General features: G+C 70.2%; 15 protein-coding genes. 7 read left to right on the forward strand and 8 right to left on the reverse strand.

The window, feature by feature from the left end:
* Positions 1 to 15 precede the first annotated feature (15 nt).
* Together LR394_RS36940 and LR394_RS36945 are read right to left on the reverse strand one after the other, a co-directional pair.
* Positions 16 to 816 (reverse strand): zf-HC2 domain-containing protein, encoded by an 801-nt coding sequence (locus LR394_RS36940; RefSeq protein WP_231449349.1) that lies wholly within the window; start codon positions 814 to 816, stop codon positions 16 to 18.
* Positions 813 to 1,355, reverse strand: coding sequence for an RNA polymerase sigma factor (locus LR394_RS36945; protein WP_231449350.1), 543 nt, complete (start codon positions 1,353 to 1,355; stop codon positions 813 to 815). The genes LR394_RS36940 and LR394_RS36945 overlap by 4 nt, the downstream gene beginning before the upstream one ends.
* A 410-nt stretch (positions 1,356 to 1,765) precedes the next feature.
* Between LR394_RS36945 and mptB the strand changes: the two genes are divergently transcribed.
* The 3 genes from mptB (at position 1,766) to LR394_RS36960 (ending at position 6,845) form a co-directional block, all read left to right on the forward strand.
* Positions 1,766 to 3,184: a polyprenol phosphomannose-dependent alpha 1,6 mannosyltransferase MptB gene (gene mptB / locus LR394_RS36950; RefSeq protein WP_231449351.1), complete on the forward strand. Its 1,419-nt coding sequence runs from the start codon at positions 1,766 to 1,768 to the stop codon at positions 3,182 to 3,184.
* On the forward strand, positions 3,181 to 5,202 hold the full coding sequence (locus LR394_RS36955; protein ID WP_231449352.1) for a hypothetical protein: 2,022 nt from the start codon (positions 3,181 to 3,183) through the stop codon (positions 5,200 to 5,202). Before mptB ends, LR394_RS36955 begins: the two co-directional genes overlap by 4 nt.
* Before the next feature lie 128 nt (positions 5,203 to 5,330).
* On the forward strand, positions 5,331 to 6,845 hold the full coding sequence (locus tag LR394_RS36960; protein WP_231449353.1) for a sensor domain-containing diguanylate cyclase: 1,515 nt from the start codon (positions 5,331 to 5,333) through the stop codon (positions 6,843 to 6,845).
* Here the strand turns inward: LR394_RS36960 and LR394_RS36965 are convergent.
* The 5 genes from LR394_RS36965 to LR394_RS36985 form a co-directional block, all read right to left on the reverse strand.
* Positions 6,842 to 7,786, reverse strand: a complete 945-nt coding sequence (locus LR394_RS36965) for a glycine betaine ABC transporter substrate-binding protein (RefSeq protein WP_269330390.1) — start codon at positions 7,784 to 7,786, stop codon at positions 6,842 to 6,844. The two genes, LR394_RS36960 and LR394_RS36965, sit on opposite strands and share 4 nt — an antisense overlap.
* Before the next feature lie 19 nt (positions 7,787 to 7,805).
* Positions 7,806 to 8,747 (reverse strand): glycine betaine ABC transporter substrate-binding protein, encoded by a 942-nt coding sequence (locus tag LR394_RS36970; RefSeq protein WP_231449354.1) that lies wholly within the window; start codon positions 8,745 to 8,747, stop codon positions 7,806 to 7,808.
* A complete protein-coding gene (locus tag LR394_RS36975) occupies positions 8,747 to 9,703 on the reverse strand; it encodes an ABC transporter permease (RefSeq protein WP_231449355.1) in 957 nt (318 codons plus the stop codon). The genes LR394_RS36970 and LR394_RS36975 overlap by 1 nt, the downstream gene beginning before the upstream one ends.
* Positions 9,696 to 10,970, reverse strand: a complete 1,275-nt coding sequence (locus tag LR394_RS36980; RefSeq protein ID WP_231449356.1) for a quaternary amine ABC transporter ATP-binding protein — start codon at positions 10,968 to 10,970, stop codon at positions 9,696 to 9,698. The genes LR394_RS36975 and LR394_RS36980 overlap by 8 nt, the downstream gene beginning before the upstream one ends.
* A gap of 340 nt (positions 10,971 to 11,310) precedes the next feature.
* On the reverse strand, positions 11,311 to 12,141 hold the full coding sequence (locus LR394_RS36985; RefSeq protein ID WP_231449357.1) for a universal stress protein: 831 nt from the start codon (positions 12,139 to 12,141) through the stop codon (positions 11,311 to 11,313).
* A gap of 178 nt (positions 12,142 to 12,319) precedes the next feature.
* Between LR394_RS36985 and LR394_RS36990 the strand changes: the two genes are divergently transcribed.
* The 3 genes from LR394_RS36990 (at position 12,320) to LR394_RS37000 (ending at position 14,665) form a co-directional block, all read left to right on the forward strand.
* Complete coding sequence (locus LR394_RS36990) at positions 12,320 to 12,913, forward strand: GNAT family N-acetyltransferase (protein WP_231449358.1); 594 nt, start codon at positions 12,320 to 12,322, stop codon at positions 12,911 to 12,913.
* On the forward strand, positions 12,913 to 14,058 hold the full coding sequence (locus LR394_RS36995) for an iron-containing alcohol dehydrogenase (protein WP_231449359.1): 1,146 nt from the start codon (positions 12,913 to 12,915) through the stop codon (positions 14,056 to 14,058). The genes LR394_RS36990 and LR394_RS36995 overlap by 1 nt, the downstream gene beginning before the upstream one ends.
* Positions 14,059 to 14,218: 160 nt before the next feature.
* A complete protein-coding gene (locus LR394_RS37000) occupies positions 14,219 to 14,665 on the forward strand; it encodes a universal stress protein (protein WP_231449360.1) in 447 nt (148 codons plus the stop codon).
* A 75-nt stretch (positions 14,666 to 14,740) separates the two neighbouring features.
* On the opposite strand, the gene LR394_RS37005 is transcribed toward LR394_RS37000, so the two are convergent.
* Positions 14,741 to 16,216: a serine/threonine-protein kinase gene (locus LR394_RS37005; protein ID WP_231449361.1), complete on the reverse strand. Its 1,476-nt coding sequence runs from the start codon at positions 16,214 to 16,216 to the stop codon at positions 14,741 to 14,743.
* A gap of 299 nt (positions 16,217 to 16,515) precedes the next feature.
* On the opposite strand from LR394_RS37005, the gene LR394_RS37010 reads away from it, so the two are divergent.
* Positions 16,516 to 16,932 carry a hypothetical protein gene (locus tag LR394_RS37010; RefSeq protein ID WP_231449362.1) on the forward strand — a complete coding sequence of 139 codons (417 nt, stop codon included), beginning with the start codon at positions 16,516 to 16,518 and terminating at the stop codon, positions 16,930 to 16,932.
* Positions 16,933 to 16,997 lie beyond the last annotated feature (65 nt).

The following is a 16,997-nucleotide window of genomic DNA, read 5'->3' on the forward strand; positions in this document are numbered from 1 at the left end:
CGTGAGAGCAGTGGTTCAGAGGCGGGCGTAGCCGCGCGCCCGGATCGCGACCACCGCGGCGGCGATCAGGCACAGGGCGCCCCAGACGGGGGTGGCCGACGAGCTCAGCACCGGCGGTACGTCGGCGCTCCAGAAGCTGGGGAGCAGCACGCCCACCGTCCACAGGGCCCAGATCCCCACCGCCGCATTGGTCACGCCGAGCTTCTCGCTCAGGGCCAGGGTGCTGAGGGTCAGGCCCAGGCAGGGCAGCAGCCACAGGGCCGGGGCCAGCCCGATCATGAAGCTCACCAGCAGCAGGGCCGGGATGATCACGAGCAGGACGGCCAGGGTGCGGCGCAGCAGCATCCACAGGCCGACCCGGGGCGATCCGGCCAGCAGTTCCCAGGCCGGGTCGGCGTACCTGCTCCAGCTACCGGCCACCGGCAGCAGCGGCAGCACCGGGGCCAGGAGCAGCACCATCGAGGTCTCTCCCGGCGACACCCGGCTGAGCAGCCAGGCCGCGGCCAGGACGCCCAGGGCCATGCCCGTCCACGGGGCCAGCGACCAGGCCGCCCAGCGCTGCCTGACCGCGAAGCGGGCCGGAGCCGGGGCCGGTGGCGGCCCGGCCGCGATCTGCAGGTCCAGGCCGTCGGCCACCCGGGCCAGCAGATCCGCGCCTGAAGGATCCACCCGGGCCAGGATGCCGGTCTGCTGCTGACGGCACTGCTCGCAGGTCTCCAGATGGGCCTCGATCGACCACACCTCGGCGTCGTCCAGGCCGGGATCGCCGGCCGTGTACAACTCCAGGGCGAGCACCTCGGGGTGCTGAGTACTCATGACAATGCCTCCCTGAGCACCGCTCGGGCACGCCGGGCCCGGGTCTTCACCGTGCCCTCGGCCACGCCGAGCAGCACGGACGTCTCACGCGCGGTCAGGCCGTCCAGCACCATGGCCTTCAGCACCTGCCGTAGTTCTGGGGGCAGGGCCAGCAGGGCCCGCTCCATCTCCCCGGACACCTGCCCGGCCAGCACCACTTCCTCGGCCGCCGGTGCGGTCGCCACCGGTTCCTCGCTGCTGATCACGACCTCCGCCTCCCGGTAGCGGCGCCGGTAGGCGTCCACCAGCCGGCGTGAGGCGATCGACCACAACCAGCCGGCCGACGTCTCCTCCTGCCCGGAGAAGGACCCCGCCGCCCGCCACACCGACAGGTAGGTGTCCTGCAGCACCTCGGCCACCAGCTCGTCGTCCGAGCAGCGCCGGCGCAGCCGCACCAGCAGCCAGGCGGACGTGCACCGGTACAGCTCGTCGAACGCAGCACGGTCTCCCTGGCTCACCCGGCGCAGCAACGCCGCCTCGTTCACCGGTCCGGTTCTCACTTCCACCTCCCATCAGTCGGGATCCCTCATTCTCAGGGATTGCCTCCCGGGCGTGATCTGGATCACTCCCGGGCGGATCAGCGGTCCGCCCGCTCACCGTCCGGGGCGACCGCATCTCCGAGAATTCTGATGAGATCGAACACGGAAACGTTCGAAGGTGAGCCGAGGTCGTCCAAAAGTCCCGAAACGAAGGCCATCTCACTGCTCCACAGTCCGAACATCAGAGAATCAGCACCTTTCCGCCCTCAGCTCACGAACCGGAGGCCCGGTTGCGCCCGACTCCCTGCCAGTCGATTCCCTGAAGCCTTCGGGATTGCATCGCGCCGGTGACCCGCATCACATCCGCCAAAGTGACCCAGGCCATACGCCCCACGCAATCCGGCCCGGAACGAACCGCCGACTAACCGGGCGTGACACAGCTACTGGACGTAAGAAGCCGCACGGCAACCCTGTTCACCGCGCCCGGCACGGGCCTGGCGGTCATGGGGGGCGCCGCCGCGACGGTGCTGGCCCTGGCCACCTCGGGTCTGGTGCTCTCAGCTCCGCTGATGACCGCGGGAAGTGTTGCCGCGATGGCCGTTCTCGTCCTGGCCTGGCTCGGACTCGGGCGCGAGCTTCCGGCTCTCAGCACGCGCCGGCTGTATGCCATCACTGCCGTGTGGGCCGCTCCCCTGCTGGTGGCGCGTCCGTTGTTCAGCCACGACGTGTGGAGCTACATCGCGCAAGGGATCACCGCGGCCCGTGGGCTGGACGCCTACCGGTACGGCCCGGCCGAAGCCCTCGACCCCGGCTCGGCAGTGGTCGGGCAGGTCAGCCACTACTGGCTGGACACGCCCGCACCGTACGGGCCCGCCTGGATGCTGCTTTCGCGTCTGGCCGGAGCCGGCGCCGGCGAGCATCTGGTGGCGGGCGTGGCCCTGTACCGCCTGCTGGCCCTGGCCGGCGTCCTGCTGATCGCCTGGTCCCTGCCCCGGCTCGCCCGCCGGTGTTCCACCGCACCGGCGACCGCCCTGTGGCTGGGACTGCTGAACCCGCTGGTGCTCTGGCACCTGGTGGCCGGCGTGCACAACGACGCGCTGATGCTGGGCCTGATGCTGAGCGGGCTGCACCTGAGTCTGGAAGCCTTGGACAAGCTCGCCGATCGGGCGCCCGGCCGCTGGCCGGAACTCGTTCTCGGCCTCACCCTGCTGACCGTCGCCGCGAACATCAAAATCGTTGCAGCGGTGGCTCTGTGCTTCGTGGCGATCCGCAGCCTGTCCGTCCTTCTCCTGAGCACCGGCGTGTTCGTGTCCCTCACGCTCGCCCTGTCCACCCTGGCCGGATTCGGCTGGGTCACCGCACCCTTCGCGGCCACCACGTCCGTGTACAGCTGGATGTCCCCCTCCACCGTCCTCGGGCTCCTCCTCGGCCTCTTCAATGCCGAACTCACCCAGCCTGCCGTGACATTCACCAACCTGACCGGGCTGACCGTGGGCGCCCTGCTGGCGCTGCGACTGATCCACCGGACCCGCCTGAACCCGGTGCACGGCGTCGGCCTGGTGTTCGCGCTCGTCGTGGCCTCATCCCCGGTCGTGCAGCCCTGGTACCTGCTGTGGGCCTTGCTGCCCCTGGCCGCGACCGCGGCGAGTGCCCGCCGGGTACGGGTGGTCGCCGGCTTCAGCGCCGTGGCGGCCATGCTTCTGCCGCCTGTGGTGACCCCCGGGATCAGCCTGGTGCTGGGCTACCTGCTGGCTGTCGCGCTGATCGCCGGGGCTCTGCTGGCCAACTACCTGCTGGACGGACGCTCGGCGGCGCTCGAGCCCTCAACCGCCCAGGGCCTGCGTACGTGAAGCGTTCCGCCGCCCTCGCCCTCCTGCTGGCCCTGGCCCTGACCTTACTGGCCGGGCCGGCCCAGGCCGCCGCGCGCGGCCCGGTCGTCCTGATCGGCACCGGAGGCCTGAGCTGGAACGATGTCACCGGACAGCAGCCGGCCCTGAGCCGCCTGCAACGTGAAGCAGACCTGGGCTGGCTGGTGGTACGCAGTGTCGAGCCCAGCACCTGCCCGATCGACGGATGGCTGGCCGTCTCGGCCGGAGCCCGCGCGGCAGCGGGCGATCCGCAGTGCGCCGAGCCCGCTCTGGAGCAGAACGGGAACACCACGACCGTGGCCGGCTGGCAGCAGTACGTCGATCAGGCCAAGGTGGACGGCTACGACGCCGAACCGGGCCGCCTGGGCGACCTTCTGGCCCAGGCCGGTCTGCGCTCGGCCGCGGTCGGCGCCGGCGCCGCCATTGCTCTGGCCGAGTCTGACGGTCATGTTCCCCAAGTCTGGGACAGCAACCAGGTGCGCGATGCCCTGCACACCGACCCGGACGTCCTCACGGTCGATATCGGTACCACCGCATCACAATCGGTCCAGGACCTCGACACCCGCCTGCGGGACACTTTGGCTGTTCTTCCCACCGACGCGAGGGTGATCGTGGCCTCGCTGTCCGACTCGGGGACCGAGCCAGAACTTCAGCTCCTGGCCCGCAGCGGGCCGGATGTCACGGGATCGCTCTTGGGGAGCACCGCCACCCGGCAGGACGGTCTGGCCCAGAGCACCGACCTCTTTCCGACCATCCTCTCCGCTCTCGACCTGCCGATCCCCCCGACCGTCGTCGGCGCGCCACTGCAACCCGTGGCCGACGAGATCCAGGACCGTCCCGGGCATCTGAGGGACCTCGAGCAGGCCTCAGCCGCCATCGATGCGATCGTCCCGCCGTTCTTCGTCGCCCTGATAGCGCTGCAGGCCCTGCTCTACCTCTGCTGCTCCGGCCGCTGGGTCCCGCGCCTGGCAACAGCTTTCGCCTGCGTTCCCGCGGCCACCTTCGCCGCCAACCTCTTTCCCTGGTGGCGCGCCGGTCACGAAGGACTGGCGCTGACCGCAGCGGTGCTGCTGTGCAGCACCGTCATGGCGGCCGTCGCACTGCTGGGCCCCTGGCGACGGGCCCCGCTCGGTGCGGCCGGTGCTGTTGCCGCCATGACGATGGCGGTCCTGGCCGCCGACGTGCTGAGTGGCTCCGGTCTGGCCCTTTCCGCGTTGATGGGGCTGCAGCCGGTTGTCGCCGGCCGGTTCTACGGTTTCGGCAACGCCGCCTTCGCCGTGTTCGCCACAGCTTCCCTGCTCACCGCAGCGGCCGTGGCCGAGCCTCTCGTCCGTCGTGGCCGTACCGGCCCGGCTCTGGCTGCAGTGGCCGTCGTCGGCGCCACGGCCGTGATCGTCGACGGCACACCGGGCCTGGGCAGCGACTTCGGCGGTCCCCCCGCTCTGATCCCTGGTTTCGCCGTCCTGGCCTTCCTCGTCTCGGGCCGAACGATCACCCGCGGCCGTGTCCTCGCCCTCGGCGGCCTCACCCTGATCGTCGTCACCGGTATCGGCCTGCTGGACTGGCTACGCCCGGCCGAGCAGCAGACCCATCTGGGCCGGTTCGTGCAGACCCTGCTCGACGGCGGCGCGCTGACCGTGATCGAACGCAAGGCCGCGCTGAACCTGCACATCCTCCTCACCACCTATCTGGTGGTGCTGGTGCCGGCCCTGCTGGTCCTGACCGGGTACCGGCTCTGGCGCAGGCTGCCGCTGAGCCCGCAGTCTCTGCAACAGGCCTACCGCCAGTCGCCCACCCTGCGGCCGTTCCTTGTCGCCTTCGGCGTGAGCATGCTGATCGCCGCCCTGCTCAACGACTCCGGAGCCTCGATCCCCGCCGACGCGTCTCTCCTCGTCGTCCCGCTCCTGGTCGCCGTCGCGGCGAGAGCCCATCGGGAGGGTCAGCGGGCCAGGATCGGCGACGCGTCTGGATCCCGCACGATGGCACGTGCGGATCGGTGACGGTGGTGTTCAGCAGAGAGCGCCACCGGCCGGCAACGCCCCTGCCGCGAGTCGCCGTTCATGGCCTTCCCACCGGGCCATTGCGCGCTGGAGCTTGACCCAAGGGCCCGGGCGGCCGATGAGCGACTGTGGAGAGCAAGCGGCCTGGCTGGTTCGGGGGCGCCGGCCGCTGGTTGCGCGCCTGGCTGGTCCCTGGGCTCGACGAGGGTGCGCAGCGCCGCCGTAAGGGCCGGCTGGCGGCCTGTCTCTACATCGTGGCGGACATCTACGCCGGGCTGGTGACCTGGCAGAACTGGCACATCACGCAGGCCCGGGTCCCGCAGCTGGTGATCATCGGGGCGGTGGCGCTGCTGGCTGTCACCCTGCTGGTCCTGCCCTGGCGCCGGTTCAGCGACTCGGTGCTGATCTGGCCGGTCGTGCCGAGCGCGTTCCTGCTGGTCCTGGGCGAGGGGATGACCGGGGTGCTGGGGCACTACCAGCCGATCTTCATGCTCAGCATGGGTTACGCCGGGCTGGTGCTGCGGCCCGGGCGGACCGCGTTGCTGATGGTGCTGAACCTGGCTCTGCTGGGGGTGGTGGCCGGGCTGGGGCGGCAGCAGGAGTCGCTGTTCGAGGTGGCCGGCACGATCCTGTTCGGTGGGGTGATCGGTGAGCTGATCGCCTCGGCCATCTGGGCGCAGAAGCGTCAGCGCAGCGTCCTGGAGCAGTTGCACGCCGGGCTGCGGCCGCTGCTGGAGGCACAGACCGAGCAGGACGCGGCCCGGCTGGTCAGCGAGCTGGCAGTGCACGTGCTGCGGGCCGACGGCGTGCTCTCGCTGATCCTGGAACCGGAAGATGCCACCGGGCAGACGATGACGGCGCGCGGTGGGGCCGGTGGCGGCGCCGACTACGGCGGGGTCACGGTGTCGGTCAACAACGAGCAGTCGGGCGCCGGAATCGCCGCCCGCACGCGTCGTCACCTGTTCGTGCCGGACGCCCCGCACAGCCCGCTGGTCTCGCAGCAGTACGTGGCCCGGTACTCGGCCGCATCCATCCTCTACGTCCCGATCCTGGTCGGCGACCGGCTGATCGGGGTGATGGTGATGTGGTGGACCGCCCCGATCAGCGACCTGGACCGTTTCACCGACCAGGTGCTGGAGCTGCTGTCGATCCAGGCCGGGCCGGTGCTGGAACGGGTGCGGCAGGTGGAGGACCTGGACCGGGCCGCCACCACCGACTCGCTGACCGGGGTGCTGAACCGGCGGGCCTTCGAGCACGGGATGGCTCATCTGGCCGAGGACGCGGTGCTGCTGCTGTTCGACCTGGACCGGTTCAAGGCGCTGAACGACAGTCAGGGGCATCCGGCCGGGGACCGGGTGCTGCGCAGTTTTGCCGCTGCACTGGCGCGCTCGGTGCGCGAGAGCGATCTGGTCTGCCGGATCGGCGGGGACGAGTTCGCGGTGATCGCGAGCGGTGAGGAGAAGGTGGCTCAGGCGATGCTGGAACGGCTGGAGGCGGTGTGGACGTCGCCGGAGGACGTGGGTTTCAGCGCCGGTTACGCGCTGCGCCGCCCGGGTGAGGCGCCGGACGCGCTGAACGCCCGCGCCGACGAGGCTCTCTACACGGAGAAGAACCGTCGGCGCGGGCGGGCCCGGATCTCTTAGGCCGCTGCTTCGGCGGGCTCGAACCAGGTGTCGGTGAGTTCCTTGTTCTCGGCCGCCCACTTCTGCACGGTGGTGGCCTCGTTGCCGGCCCCGGCCTCCTGCATCTGCGACATCAGCCCGGACAGGTCCGAGTCCTCCATCGAGAAGTTCTTCAGCCAGCCGGCCACCTCGGGCTGGGCCTCACTGAAGCCCTTGCCGGCGATCGCGGTGTGGTTGTCCGGCTCACCGAAGGTCAGTTCCGGGTCAGCCAGTTCCTTCAGGTCCCAGCGGCCGAACGCCCAGTGCGGCGACCAGAGCGTGACCACGATGTTCTGCTGGCGCGAGATCGCCGAGTTCAGCTCGGCCAGCATCGCCGGGGTGCTGCCCTCGACCAGGGTGTACTCGTCCAGGTCGTAGGTCGGGATGGTCTCTTCCCGCATCAGGCGCATGTGCCCGGCCCCGGCCTCGACCCCGACGATCCGGCCGCCGAACTCGCTGGAGCGGCCCTTCAGGTCGGGGATCGAGTCGATGTCGACGTAGGTCGGCACGGCGAGCATCAGGGTGCCCTTGGACCATTCGCTGACGATCTCGAGCTTGTCCTCGAAGCGGTCCCAGTACTCCTTGTGCACGCCGGGCAGCCAGGCGTCCATGTACATGTCGATCTGCCCGTTGGCCACGCCGGTGAAGGTGCTGGCGATGTCCAGGTCACGCAGGTCCACGGTGTAGCCGCGTTCCTCGAGCAGGACCTTCCACAGGTGGCTGGCGGCGACCGCGTCGTCCCAGCCGGCCACCACGGCCATGCTGATGTTCTTGCCGCCGCCGGAGCCGGAACCGGCGTTCTCGGCCCGGCTGCCGGAGCCGCCCTGGAACTGGGCGGGCTGGCCGCTGCAGGCGGCCACGGTCGCGGTGCCGGCGGCCATCAGGCCGCCGAAAAGTGCTCGTCTGCTGAAGGTGCTGGGCATTCTGTCTCGAAACTCCCTGTCAGGCGGCGTCGGCCGCGGAGGTGAACCAGGCGTCGGTGATCGCCTTGTTGTCGGCGACCCACTCCTTGGTTCCCTCGAGCGCGTTGCCCGTACCGGCGTCCTGGATGGCGGCCATCAGTTCGGCCGACTTGTCCTCGTCGATGGTGAAGTTCTTCAACCAGCCGGCCACCTCGGGCTGGGCCTGGCTGAAGCCCTTGCCCGCGATGGCGGTGAGCGTGTCCGGCGCCCCGTAGGCCTTTTCCGGCTCCTCGAGCACCTTCAGGTCCCAGCGGCCGAACGCCCAGTGCGGCGTCCAGAGGGTGACCACGATGTTCTGCTGGCGGGAGATGGCCGAGTTCAGCTCGGCCAGCATGGCCGGGGTGCTGCCCTCGACCAGGGTGAAGCCGTCCAGCCCGTAGGCCGGCATGACTTCCTCCCGGGTCAGCCGCATCTGCCCGGCCCCGGCCTCGATCCCGACGATCCGGTTGCCGAAAGCATCGGCCTGGGCGGCCAGTTCGGCGACCGAGTCGATCTGCACGTAGTCGGGGACCACGAGCATCAGGCCGCCCTCGGCCCACTCGGAGAGGATCTCGAGGTCGTCCTGGTACTTGGCCCAGTAGGGCTCGTGGGTACCGGGCAGCCAGGTGGACATGTAGATGTCGATCTGGTTGTTCGCCACCGCGGTGTAGGTGGCGGCGACCTCCAGTTCGCGCAGGTCCACGGTGTAGCCGCGTTCCTCGAGCAGCACCTTCCACAGGTTGCTCGAGGCCACCGCGTCGTCCCAGCCCGGGATGACGGCGATGCTCAGCGACTTGCTGCCGGAGGATCCGCTGCCGGCGTCGTCGGCCCGGCTGCCGGAACCCCCCTGGAAGCGGGCCGGCTCACCGCTGCACGCAGCAACGGTGGCCGTGCCCGCCGCCAGCAGGCCGCCGAACAGTGCGCGTCGGCTGAGCGAAGCCATCAGGAGGCCGCCATCGCGTTCTTGTCGGCCGGGTCCAGCTTGGCCGCCTGGTCCGCGGGGGCTGCGGACTCGGTCTCGGTGCTGGCCTCGGCCTTGACCTTGGCCTGCGGCTGAACCCGCTTGCGGGGTCGGGGCTCACCCAGGGCGGTGCTCAGCCGGTCGATGTAGATGGCCAGCAGGACCACCGCCAGACCGCCCTCGAAACCGGCACCCACGTCGAGGGTGCTGATCCCGCGGACCACGACCGAGCCCAGGCCGTCGGCGCCGACCATGCCGGCGATGACCACCATCGACAGGGCCAGCATGATGGTCTGGTTGATGCCGGCCATGATCGAGGGCATGGCCAGCGGAACCTGCACCTCGCGCAGGATCTTGGCCGGTCTGGCGCCGAAAGCGTGCGCGGCCTCGACCACTTCGCCGTCCACGTTGCGGATGCCGAGCTCGGTCAGGCGAACGGCCGGCGGGATGGCGAACACGATGGTCGCGACCACACCGGGCACCACACCGACGCCGAAGAAGAACACGGCCGGGATCAGGTAGACGAACACCGGCAGGGTCTGCATCAGGTCCAGCACCGGGCGCACCACGCTGCTGACCCCGCGGCTGCGCGAGGCCCAGATGCCCACCGGCACGCCGATCACGACGGCCAGCACCGCGGCGACCAGCACCACGGCCAGGGTCTGCATCGCCTCGACCCACAGGTCCATGGCCTGGATCAGGACGAAGGCGCCCAGCGCGAACAGGGCCAGGCCCCACTTGCGCACCAGCAGCGCCAGGCCGGCGAAGACCGCGGTGATGACGAACGCGTGCGGTGCGGTCAGGCCGTACAGCACGGCGTTGAGCAGGTAGAGCATGGCGTCGGTGATCGCGGAGAACAGCGAGCCGAGGTTCTCGGTGAGCCAGTCGACGGCGTCGCTGACCGGGGCACCGAGGTCGATGATCGGGATCTCAGGCATGAGCGTCGTCCTTCCTGCTCTCGTCGTTGCCGGTGGCCGACTCCGGGGTGGCCAGCGCGGCCAGCAGGGTGGCCTGCGGGATGACTCCCAGCAGGTGCCCCTCGGCGTCCGTCACGGCCAGCGGCACGGAGTTGCGCCCGGCCACGTGGAAGAGGTCGGCCAGTGGCACGTCCTCGGCGAAGGAGTCGTAGTCCTTGGTGATGCAGTCGGCCAGCGCCGTCTTGCCCTGCCCGAGGGCCTTGGCCAGCCGGTCGGCCCGGGCCACCCCGATGATCCGGCGCGAGGCGGAGTCGAGCACGTAGGTGCCCACCCCCTCGACGTTGCTCAGCCGGCGCAGCACGTCCTTGGGGGCGTCCTGCTCGGTGACGGTGAACAGCGGCTCGCGCATCACGTCGCCGGCGGTGAGCACCCGGGTCCGGTCCACGTCGCTGACGAAGTCCGAGACATAGCCGTCCGCCGGGGTGTTCAGGATCTCCTGCGCGGTGCCGAGCTGGACGACCTGCCCGTCGCGCATGATCATCACCCGATCGCCCATCCGCATCGCCTCGTTCAGGTCGTGTGTGACGAAAACGACGGTGCGCTTGAGTTCTCGCTGCAGAGTCATCAGCAGATCCTGCATGTCGCGGCGGATCAGCGGGTCCAGCGCACTGAACGGCTCGTCCATCAGCAGGATGTCGGCGTCCGAGGCGAGCGCGCGGGCCAGGCCGACGCGCTGGCGCATGCCGCCGGAGAGCTCACCGGGCAGGGCCTCGCCCCACTCGCCGAGACCGACCGTCTCCAGCGCCCAGTCGACGCGTTCTTGTTGTTCCTTGGCCGACACCCCCCGGACATGCAACGCATATGCGGCGTTCTCCCGCACGGTGCGGTGCGGGAACAGGGCGAAGTGCTGGAAGACCATGTTGATCTTGCGATTGCGCAGGTCACGCAGTTCGTCGGCGCTGAGCGCGGCGACGTCGCGGCCCCCGATCACCAGCTTGCCGGAGGTGGGCTCGACCAGACGGTTGAGCATCCGCAGCACGGTGGACTTGCCGGAGCCGGAAAGGCCCATGATGACGAAGAACTCGCCCTGCGCGACGCTGAAGTTCACGTCGTCGGCGGCGGGCCTGGTTCCTTCGCCGGTGCCCGGCCTGGCGCCCAGCAGGCGCTTCCAGGCAGAAACTTCGGGGGCGCCGTAGACCTTGGTCAACCCGGTTACTTCGATGGCAGGGACAGCGTCGGGCGCCTCGTTCGGCAACGCCGCCTGCTTGCTCCGTGTACTTGAAGTCAAGGGCCGCTCCTTTCACTCGCTTCGCCGCGAGGCCGTATTCAGGAATGCCGGATCAACCTTGCCCACCCCCGTCGGGGTGTCAAGCGAAGCGAATTTCCTTGCGCCGCGCACGATGCCGATCGCGGGTGAGCCAGTCGCGGCCGATTCGGCCACTTCTCATGGAGCCGCAAGGCGTTTCGGGAACATCGACACCGAGGCCGCCGCCGTTACGTGACGCTCGTCTCAGTCACTCAGAGCAGTGAGTGGATCACGGCAATGTCGAAGCCCGTAGCACGAAGGGCGGCGCCCCGCACGTCAAGTCGATGGACCGGACCTGTCGGGGCGCTCCCCGGAACAGTTTTCAGTGCACCACGGCCAGGGCGCTGCGGGAACGTGTGATCAGACCGTTACCTACCGAACCACCCTGACCGCTGTCCGACCACCCACGATTGCCCACTACGACCAGAGCGCAACTCCGCGAGGCCCGGGCCAGGACCGGCACGGCCGTGCCCTCGGCCAGTTCGTAGCGGGCCACCACCGTGGGGCACCAGCGCCGCACCCGGGCCACCGCCACCTCACCCAGCAGCTCGGCGTCGCGCAGCCCCCGACCCTCGTCCTCGGTCGTCGCCGGCGCGGAGACCGGCGCGGAGAAGGCCACCACGACCACCAGGGCCACGGCCTGCTGCGCGGCCCGCTCGGCCGCGAACGACAGCGCCCGCTCGGCCCCGGCCGAACCGTCGTAGCCCACCGTGATCGGCAGATCGGCTGCTTCCGCGCTCACCCCGGGGCTCACCACCACGACCGGGCAGCCGGCCCGGGCCACCACCGCAGCCGTGGCCTTGCCCAGCGCCTGAGGTGCGCCCAGCACCACCATCTCCGCACCGTGCGAGGCCTCGACCAGCGAACAACTGATCCCCGACAAGGCGGTCTGCAGGGTGACCGGCATCTGCGGCGCGATCACCCGGATCCGGGCCAGCGCATCGGCCAGCACCGCCCGCGAGGCATCTTCCAGCGGGCCGATCCGCCGCAGACCGGCCTCGGTCGTGCGCTCGGCGCCGCCCCACTCGGCCACGTGCAGAACCAGAAGTTCCGAGCCCCGGCGGACGGCGTCGGCCGCCGCCCACTCCAGGGCAGCCTGTGCGGATCGCGACCCGTCGTACCCGACGACGGTCCTGCGTTCGGAGTACGTCATGACCAGCTCCCTCCGTGCCACTTCCCAGTGTGCGTGACGCAACCGGGCCTGGCCACGGGCGAAAGTCCTGCTGAGATGCGGAAAAAGCCCTCCTCGCAGGAGGTTCGCGGCCTCCTTGCCCAGCCTTCGATGAGCCGGAAGGCAGCAAGATCCACAAGACAGGCCCTAAGCTCGGGCCGTGCCGACCATTCGCGCGTACCGGCCCGAGGACCTTCCCGCCGTCCAGGACATCTGTGTGCGCACCGGTGATGCCGGCGCCGATGCCCGGGGCCGACACAGCACCGACGATCTACTGGGCGACTGCTTCGCCGCTCCCTACGTCACGCTGGAACCGCAGTTCGCCTTCATCCTCGAAGACGCCGGCCAAGCCGTGGGCTACGTGCTGGGCACGGCCGACACCGCGGGATTCGTGCAGCGCTACACCGAGTCCTGGGTGCCCTACCTCAGACAGCGTTACCCCCAGCCGCACGCCGAGAGCGACCGGTTCCTGCTGGAGCTGGGCCTGAACCCCGAGCGCATGCTCGCGGAGGGCCTGGCTGCCTACCCGGCCCACCTGCACATCGATCTGCTGCCGCAGGCGCAGGGCCAGGGCTTCGGCCGGCAGCTCATCCACCGTTTCCTGCAGACCGTGCGGGCGGCCGGCGCGCCCGCCGTGCACCTTGGGGTGGCCGAGTCCAACACCGGCGCGATCGCGTTCTACCAGCGGCTCGGCTTCGAGCGGCTGCCCGTCGACGGAATCCATTTGGGCCGATCCACCGAGGTGACCTCCTGATGCCCAGCTTCGCGCTGACCCTGCCCGGCGACATCCGCTTCGGCGCCGGACGGGCCGGTGAGGCCGCCGCCCTGACCGATCAGGCCGCCGACGGTGGAGCCGTGCTCCTGGTCACCGGCGCCTCGGACCGGCACGCCGCTCCCCTGCGGGCCCAGCTCAAGGCGCCGGTCGTGACCGTGCGGGCCGAGGGCGAGCCGACGGTCGAGGCGGTGCAGGCTGCGGTTGCCCAGGCGCGCCAGGCCAACGTCACGGCCGTGCTCGGTGTCGGTGGTGGCTCGGCCCTGGACACGGCCAAGGCCGTAGCCGCGCTGGTGCACAACGGCGAACCGCTCGACCACCTGGAGGTGGTGGGCCACGGCCGGCCCCTGACCGGCCCGGTCCTGCCCTGGATCGCGGTGCCGACCACGGCCGGCACCGGTTCCGAAGTCACCCGCAATGCGGTCCTGACGGCCGGCCGGGTCAAGGTCAGCCTGCGCTCGCCCGCCCTGCTGGCCCGCGCGGCGGTGGTCGATCCCGACCTGCTGCAGGGACTCCCGCGCACACCGCTGGTGCACGGCGGCCTGGACGCCTTGGTCCAGCTGGTCGAGCCGTTGCTGTCGTGCCGGGCCAACCCGGTCACCGATGCGCTGGCCCGGCAGGGGCTGACCGCCTCGCTGCGCTCGCTGCCCCGGGCGGCCGCCGAAGGCACCGACGATCCGCAGGTCCGCGAGGACCTGGCCCTGGCCTCGATGCTGGGCGGCATCTGTCTGGCCAATGCCGGCCTGGGCGCGGTGCACGGCCTGGCCGGAGTGGCCGGCGGAATGCTCGGCGCCCCGCACGGCGCGTTGTGCGCGGCGTTTCTGGCCGGGGTGCTGCAAGCCGATCTTGAGGCATTGCGCCGCGCTCCCGATCAAAGTGTTCAGAACCGGTTCGAGGCCCTCGCAGAATTGGTCACGCGTACAACTGGGGCTGGCGCGGAAAAGGCGGTGAGTGCGCTCGGCGATCTGGTCCGCAGCCTCGGTGTGCCCGGCCTGGACGAGCTCGGCCTGCGTGACGAACACGTCGCTGAGCTGGTCGAGGGCGCTGCGGCGGCCTCTTCGACGAAGGCGAATCCGATTTCGCTGACAGTTGTCGAACTGACTCGCGCGGTGGAGATTTCCCGGTAATCAACGATCCGCCGTCTGGGTGTTTTCATTTATCACCAACCTCACAGCACGCAACTGACCTGCGGTTTTTCTGTGAGCTTCAAGAAAAGGGCTACTGACCGACGAGTAGAGCGAGTAGCGTCCTGTCCCACGCACCATTCAAGTGGGGGAAACGAAACGAATGTCTGCCGAGATAGGGCGCAGATTCCGGGTCGTCGCGGGGATCGACCTGACACCGTCCAACGTCACTATTGCCCGCCGGGCCGCCGATGAGGCACGGGCCCGGCACGTACCTCTCGTCCTGGTGCACGCCCTTCGGGTGCCCGACCGGGACGTGGGCGCGATGCGGGCCCCGGCCCCGTCGCCGGAGGTCCTGATCAGCACCGCGCACTGGCTGGAGTCCATCGCCGAGCCGCTGCGGGCCGGGATGAGCCCGCTGCCGGTCAGCACCCGGGTGATTGCCGGGCGCGCCGACGACGTCCTGATCGCCGAGTCGCTCACCGCCACCCTGGTCGTGGTCGGCGAGGACCAGTGCGGCATCGTCGCCGCCGAGGTGGCGCACCGGGGCTGCTCACCGCTGCTGGTGGTCCGTCCGGGCCAGAAGCAACTGTTCCCGGTGTCCTTCTAGGGTCTGTCCTGTGGATCCTGGCCGTGGCGCCCCGGGTGCCCCGCAGTAGGCAAAGATCCGCAGGACAGGCCCTGGCTACTGCTTCACCAGCATGCCGGTGGCGACCTTGAACGGGTTGCCACCGTCGTTCCACCAGAAGGCGGCCCGACCGACCACGTTCTGCGTCACCCGCAGGGACGCCTCCTCGGGGCAGGCGTGGTCGGGGTCGTCCTCGATCACCACGTTCAGCCGCAGTTCCAGGTCGGCCACCTTGCTCACCGTCGCCCGGCCCGAACACGCCAGTTCCTCCAGCCGGACCTGTCCGCCGCCGGTACCCGCGGCCAGGTCGAGCCGCAGTTCCCACTGGTTCTGCGAGGCGGCGGGCTGGTAGGCCGTACCCCGCCACTCGCCGGAGAACCCGCTCGGTACCTCGCCGGCGGCCACCGGGGCCGGCTTGCGCTCGGGCTCCGGATCGGGAGCGGGTTCGGCCGGGGGATTCTCGGCCCGCACCAGACTCTCCGGCGAGGACGCCAGGTCGTCGAACGGGTTCACCATCCAGAACGCCCCGGCCAGCAGCAGGCCCACGGCAACTACCACCAACGGACGCGCGGAGCGGCGCCCGCCGATGTCGGGACCGCCGTACGCCGGTACCCCTACGGCTGTGGTCGTGGCCGCCGCCGGGCGGATCGGGGTGGTGAGCGTCGCCTCGTCCACCATTCCGGCCGCCGTGGCCACCAAACGTCCTACATCGTCGGGTACTTCGTCGGTGACCCGATGCCCGAGCAATCGCATCAGCACCTGCTGTGAGCCGGGCCGCCGAGCCGGGTACTGGTCCAGGCAGGTGTGCAGCAGCTCGGCCAGTTCGGGCGGCACACCCCGCAGATCCGGCTCCCCCTCAAGGATCCGCTGCAGCACGTCACCCACATGCTCCCCCTGGAACGGCGGCAGCCCGGTGGCGGCGTAAGCGATGACCGAGGCCCAGGCGAACACGTCGGCCGCCGGGGAGACCGGCCCACCCCGGATCTGCTCGGGCGCCATGTAGGCGGGGGTTCCGGCCACCTCGTCGAGGTCGGCCAGCTCGGGCATCTGCTCGTAGGCCACCCCGAAGTCGATCACCCGGGGCCCGTCCGGCGAGAGCATCACGTTCGACGGCTTGAAATCCCGGTGCACCACCCCGGCCTGGTGGATCGCGGCCAGAGCGGTGGCGGTCCCGAGCGCCAGCCAGTGCAGGCCGGTACCGGCCAGCGGGCCCTCCTGCGACACCCGCTGCTGCAGCGAGGGCCCCTCGATGTACTCGCTGACGATGTAGGGCGAGGCGCCGTGCAGGTCAGCGTCGAGCACCCGGGCCGTGCAGAACGGGGGCACCCGCCGGGCCGCCGCGATCTCCCTGGCCAGCTGCTCCCGGGGCTTGGCCGCGAACGGGCCCGGATGCAGCTGCTTCACCGCGACCCGCCGACCGGAGGGGGCCTCGGCCAGGTAGACCACGCCCTGCCCGCCGGAGCCGAGCCGGGCCAGCACCCGGTACTCGCCGAGCTGGGCCGGGTCCTGCGCGGACAGTCCCGATGCGAGCATGCCGAATCACCCCTGACCCAAGCTACGTCAGAAATGTCCGATTCGACAGGGATCCGTCCGGCCCCTACTGCGCCGGAGCGGCTCCGGCCGCGAACCGCCGCAATCCTTGCGGCTCAGATGCTTTCCATTGGCTACAGAGGGCCAGCCGGGCAACGACCGCAACGAGAGCACCGACGTCTACTGTTCGATCTTTCTTGCCTGCCACAGTTCGACGTGGGCTGGTTCACCGCACTCGGCCAGCCGCGTAACAAAACGGGAATACGGAAGACAGGCGCCCCTTCCGTAACGGAAGATTCAGCGTGCCTCTCAGACCTCCGCCGGGCTGGCGTCCTCTGGTCGACGCCCACACCGAGCAGCACCGTCGCAGGGTCGTCCTCGGCGTGACCAGCGTCATCGCCCTGCTCGGCATCACCCTGGCCACGCTCACCTTCAGCGCCGGGATGCTGGCCTGGATCAGCACCCCGGACGGGTACTCGTTCTGGGACACCTGCTGGGTCAACGACGGCAGCGAGGAAGCGGACGGCGAGCCGATCGTGTCGGTCAGCTGCTCCGAGCCGCACGACTACGTCAGCGGCGAAGAGGTGGACGACCCCGACGACTGCCCGGCCGACTCCGAGGGGTACGTGGACGAGGGCTACGCCATCTACTGCCTCGAGTTGCCGCACGAGAGCGCCGGCCAGAAGCAGGACGACGGCCTGCAAGGTATGCGGGGGTAGCGGCCTTCGGCAGCGGATGGGCCGACCGGGGAATAGTCGTTGAGACAATCGCGTCTCACATGAGA

Source organism: Kineosporia babensis, from assembly GCF_021129305.1.
Classification (GTDB): domain Bacteria; phylum Actinomycetota; class Actinomycetes; order Actinomycetales; family Kineosporiaceae; genus Kineosporia; species Kineosporia babensis.

What these genes read in the sequence shown, in the direction of transcription:
- LR394_RS36940 (WP_231449349.1), bottom strand. Translation starts at nt 816, where the DNA reads ATGAGTACTCAGCACCCCGAGGTGCTCGCCCTGGAGTTGTACACGGCC.
- LR394_RS36965 (WP_269330390.1), bottom strand. Translation starts at nt 7,786, where the DNA reads ATGCCCAGCACCTTCAGCAGACGAGCACTTTTCGGCGGCCTGATGGCC.
- LR394_RS36970 (WP_231449354.1), bottom strand. Translation starts at nt 8,747, where the DNA reads ATGGCTTCGCTCAGCCGACGCGCACTGTTCGGCGGCCTGCTGGCGGCG.
- LR394_RS36975 (WP_231449355.1), bottom strand. Translation starts at nt 9,703, where the DNA reads ATGCCTGAGATCCCGATCATCGACCTCGGTGCCCCGGTCAGCGACGCC.
- LR394_RS36985 (WP_231449357.1), bottom strand. Translation starts at nt 12,141, where the DNA reads ATGACGTACTCCGAACGCAGGACCGTCGTCGGGTACGACGGGTCGCGA.
- LR394_RS36995 (WP_231449359.1), top strand. Translation starts at nt 12,913, where the DNA reads ATGCCCAGCTTCGCGCTGACCCTGCCCGGCGACATCCGCTTCGGCGCC.
- LR394_RS37000 (WP_231449360.1), top strand. Translation starts at nt 14,219, where the DNA reads ATGTCTGCCGAGATAGGGCGCAGATTCCGGGTCGTCGCGGGGATCGAC.
- LR394_RS37005 (WP_231449361.1), bottom strand. Translation starts at nt 16,216, where the DNA reads ATGCTCGCATCGGGACTGTCCGCGCAGGACCCGGCCCAGCTCGGCGAG.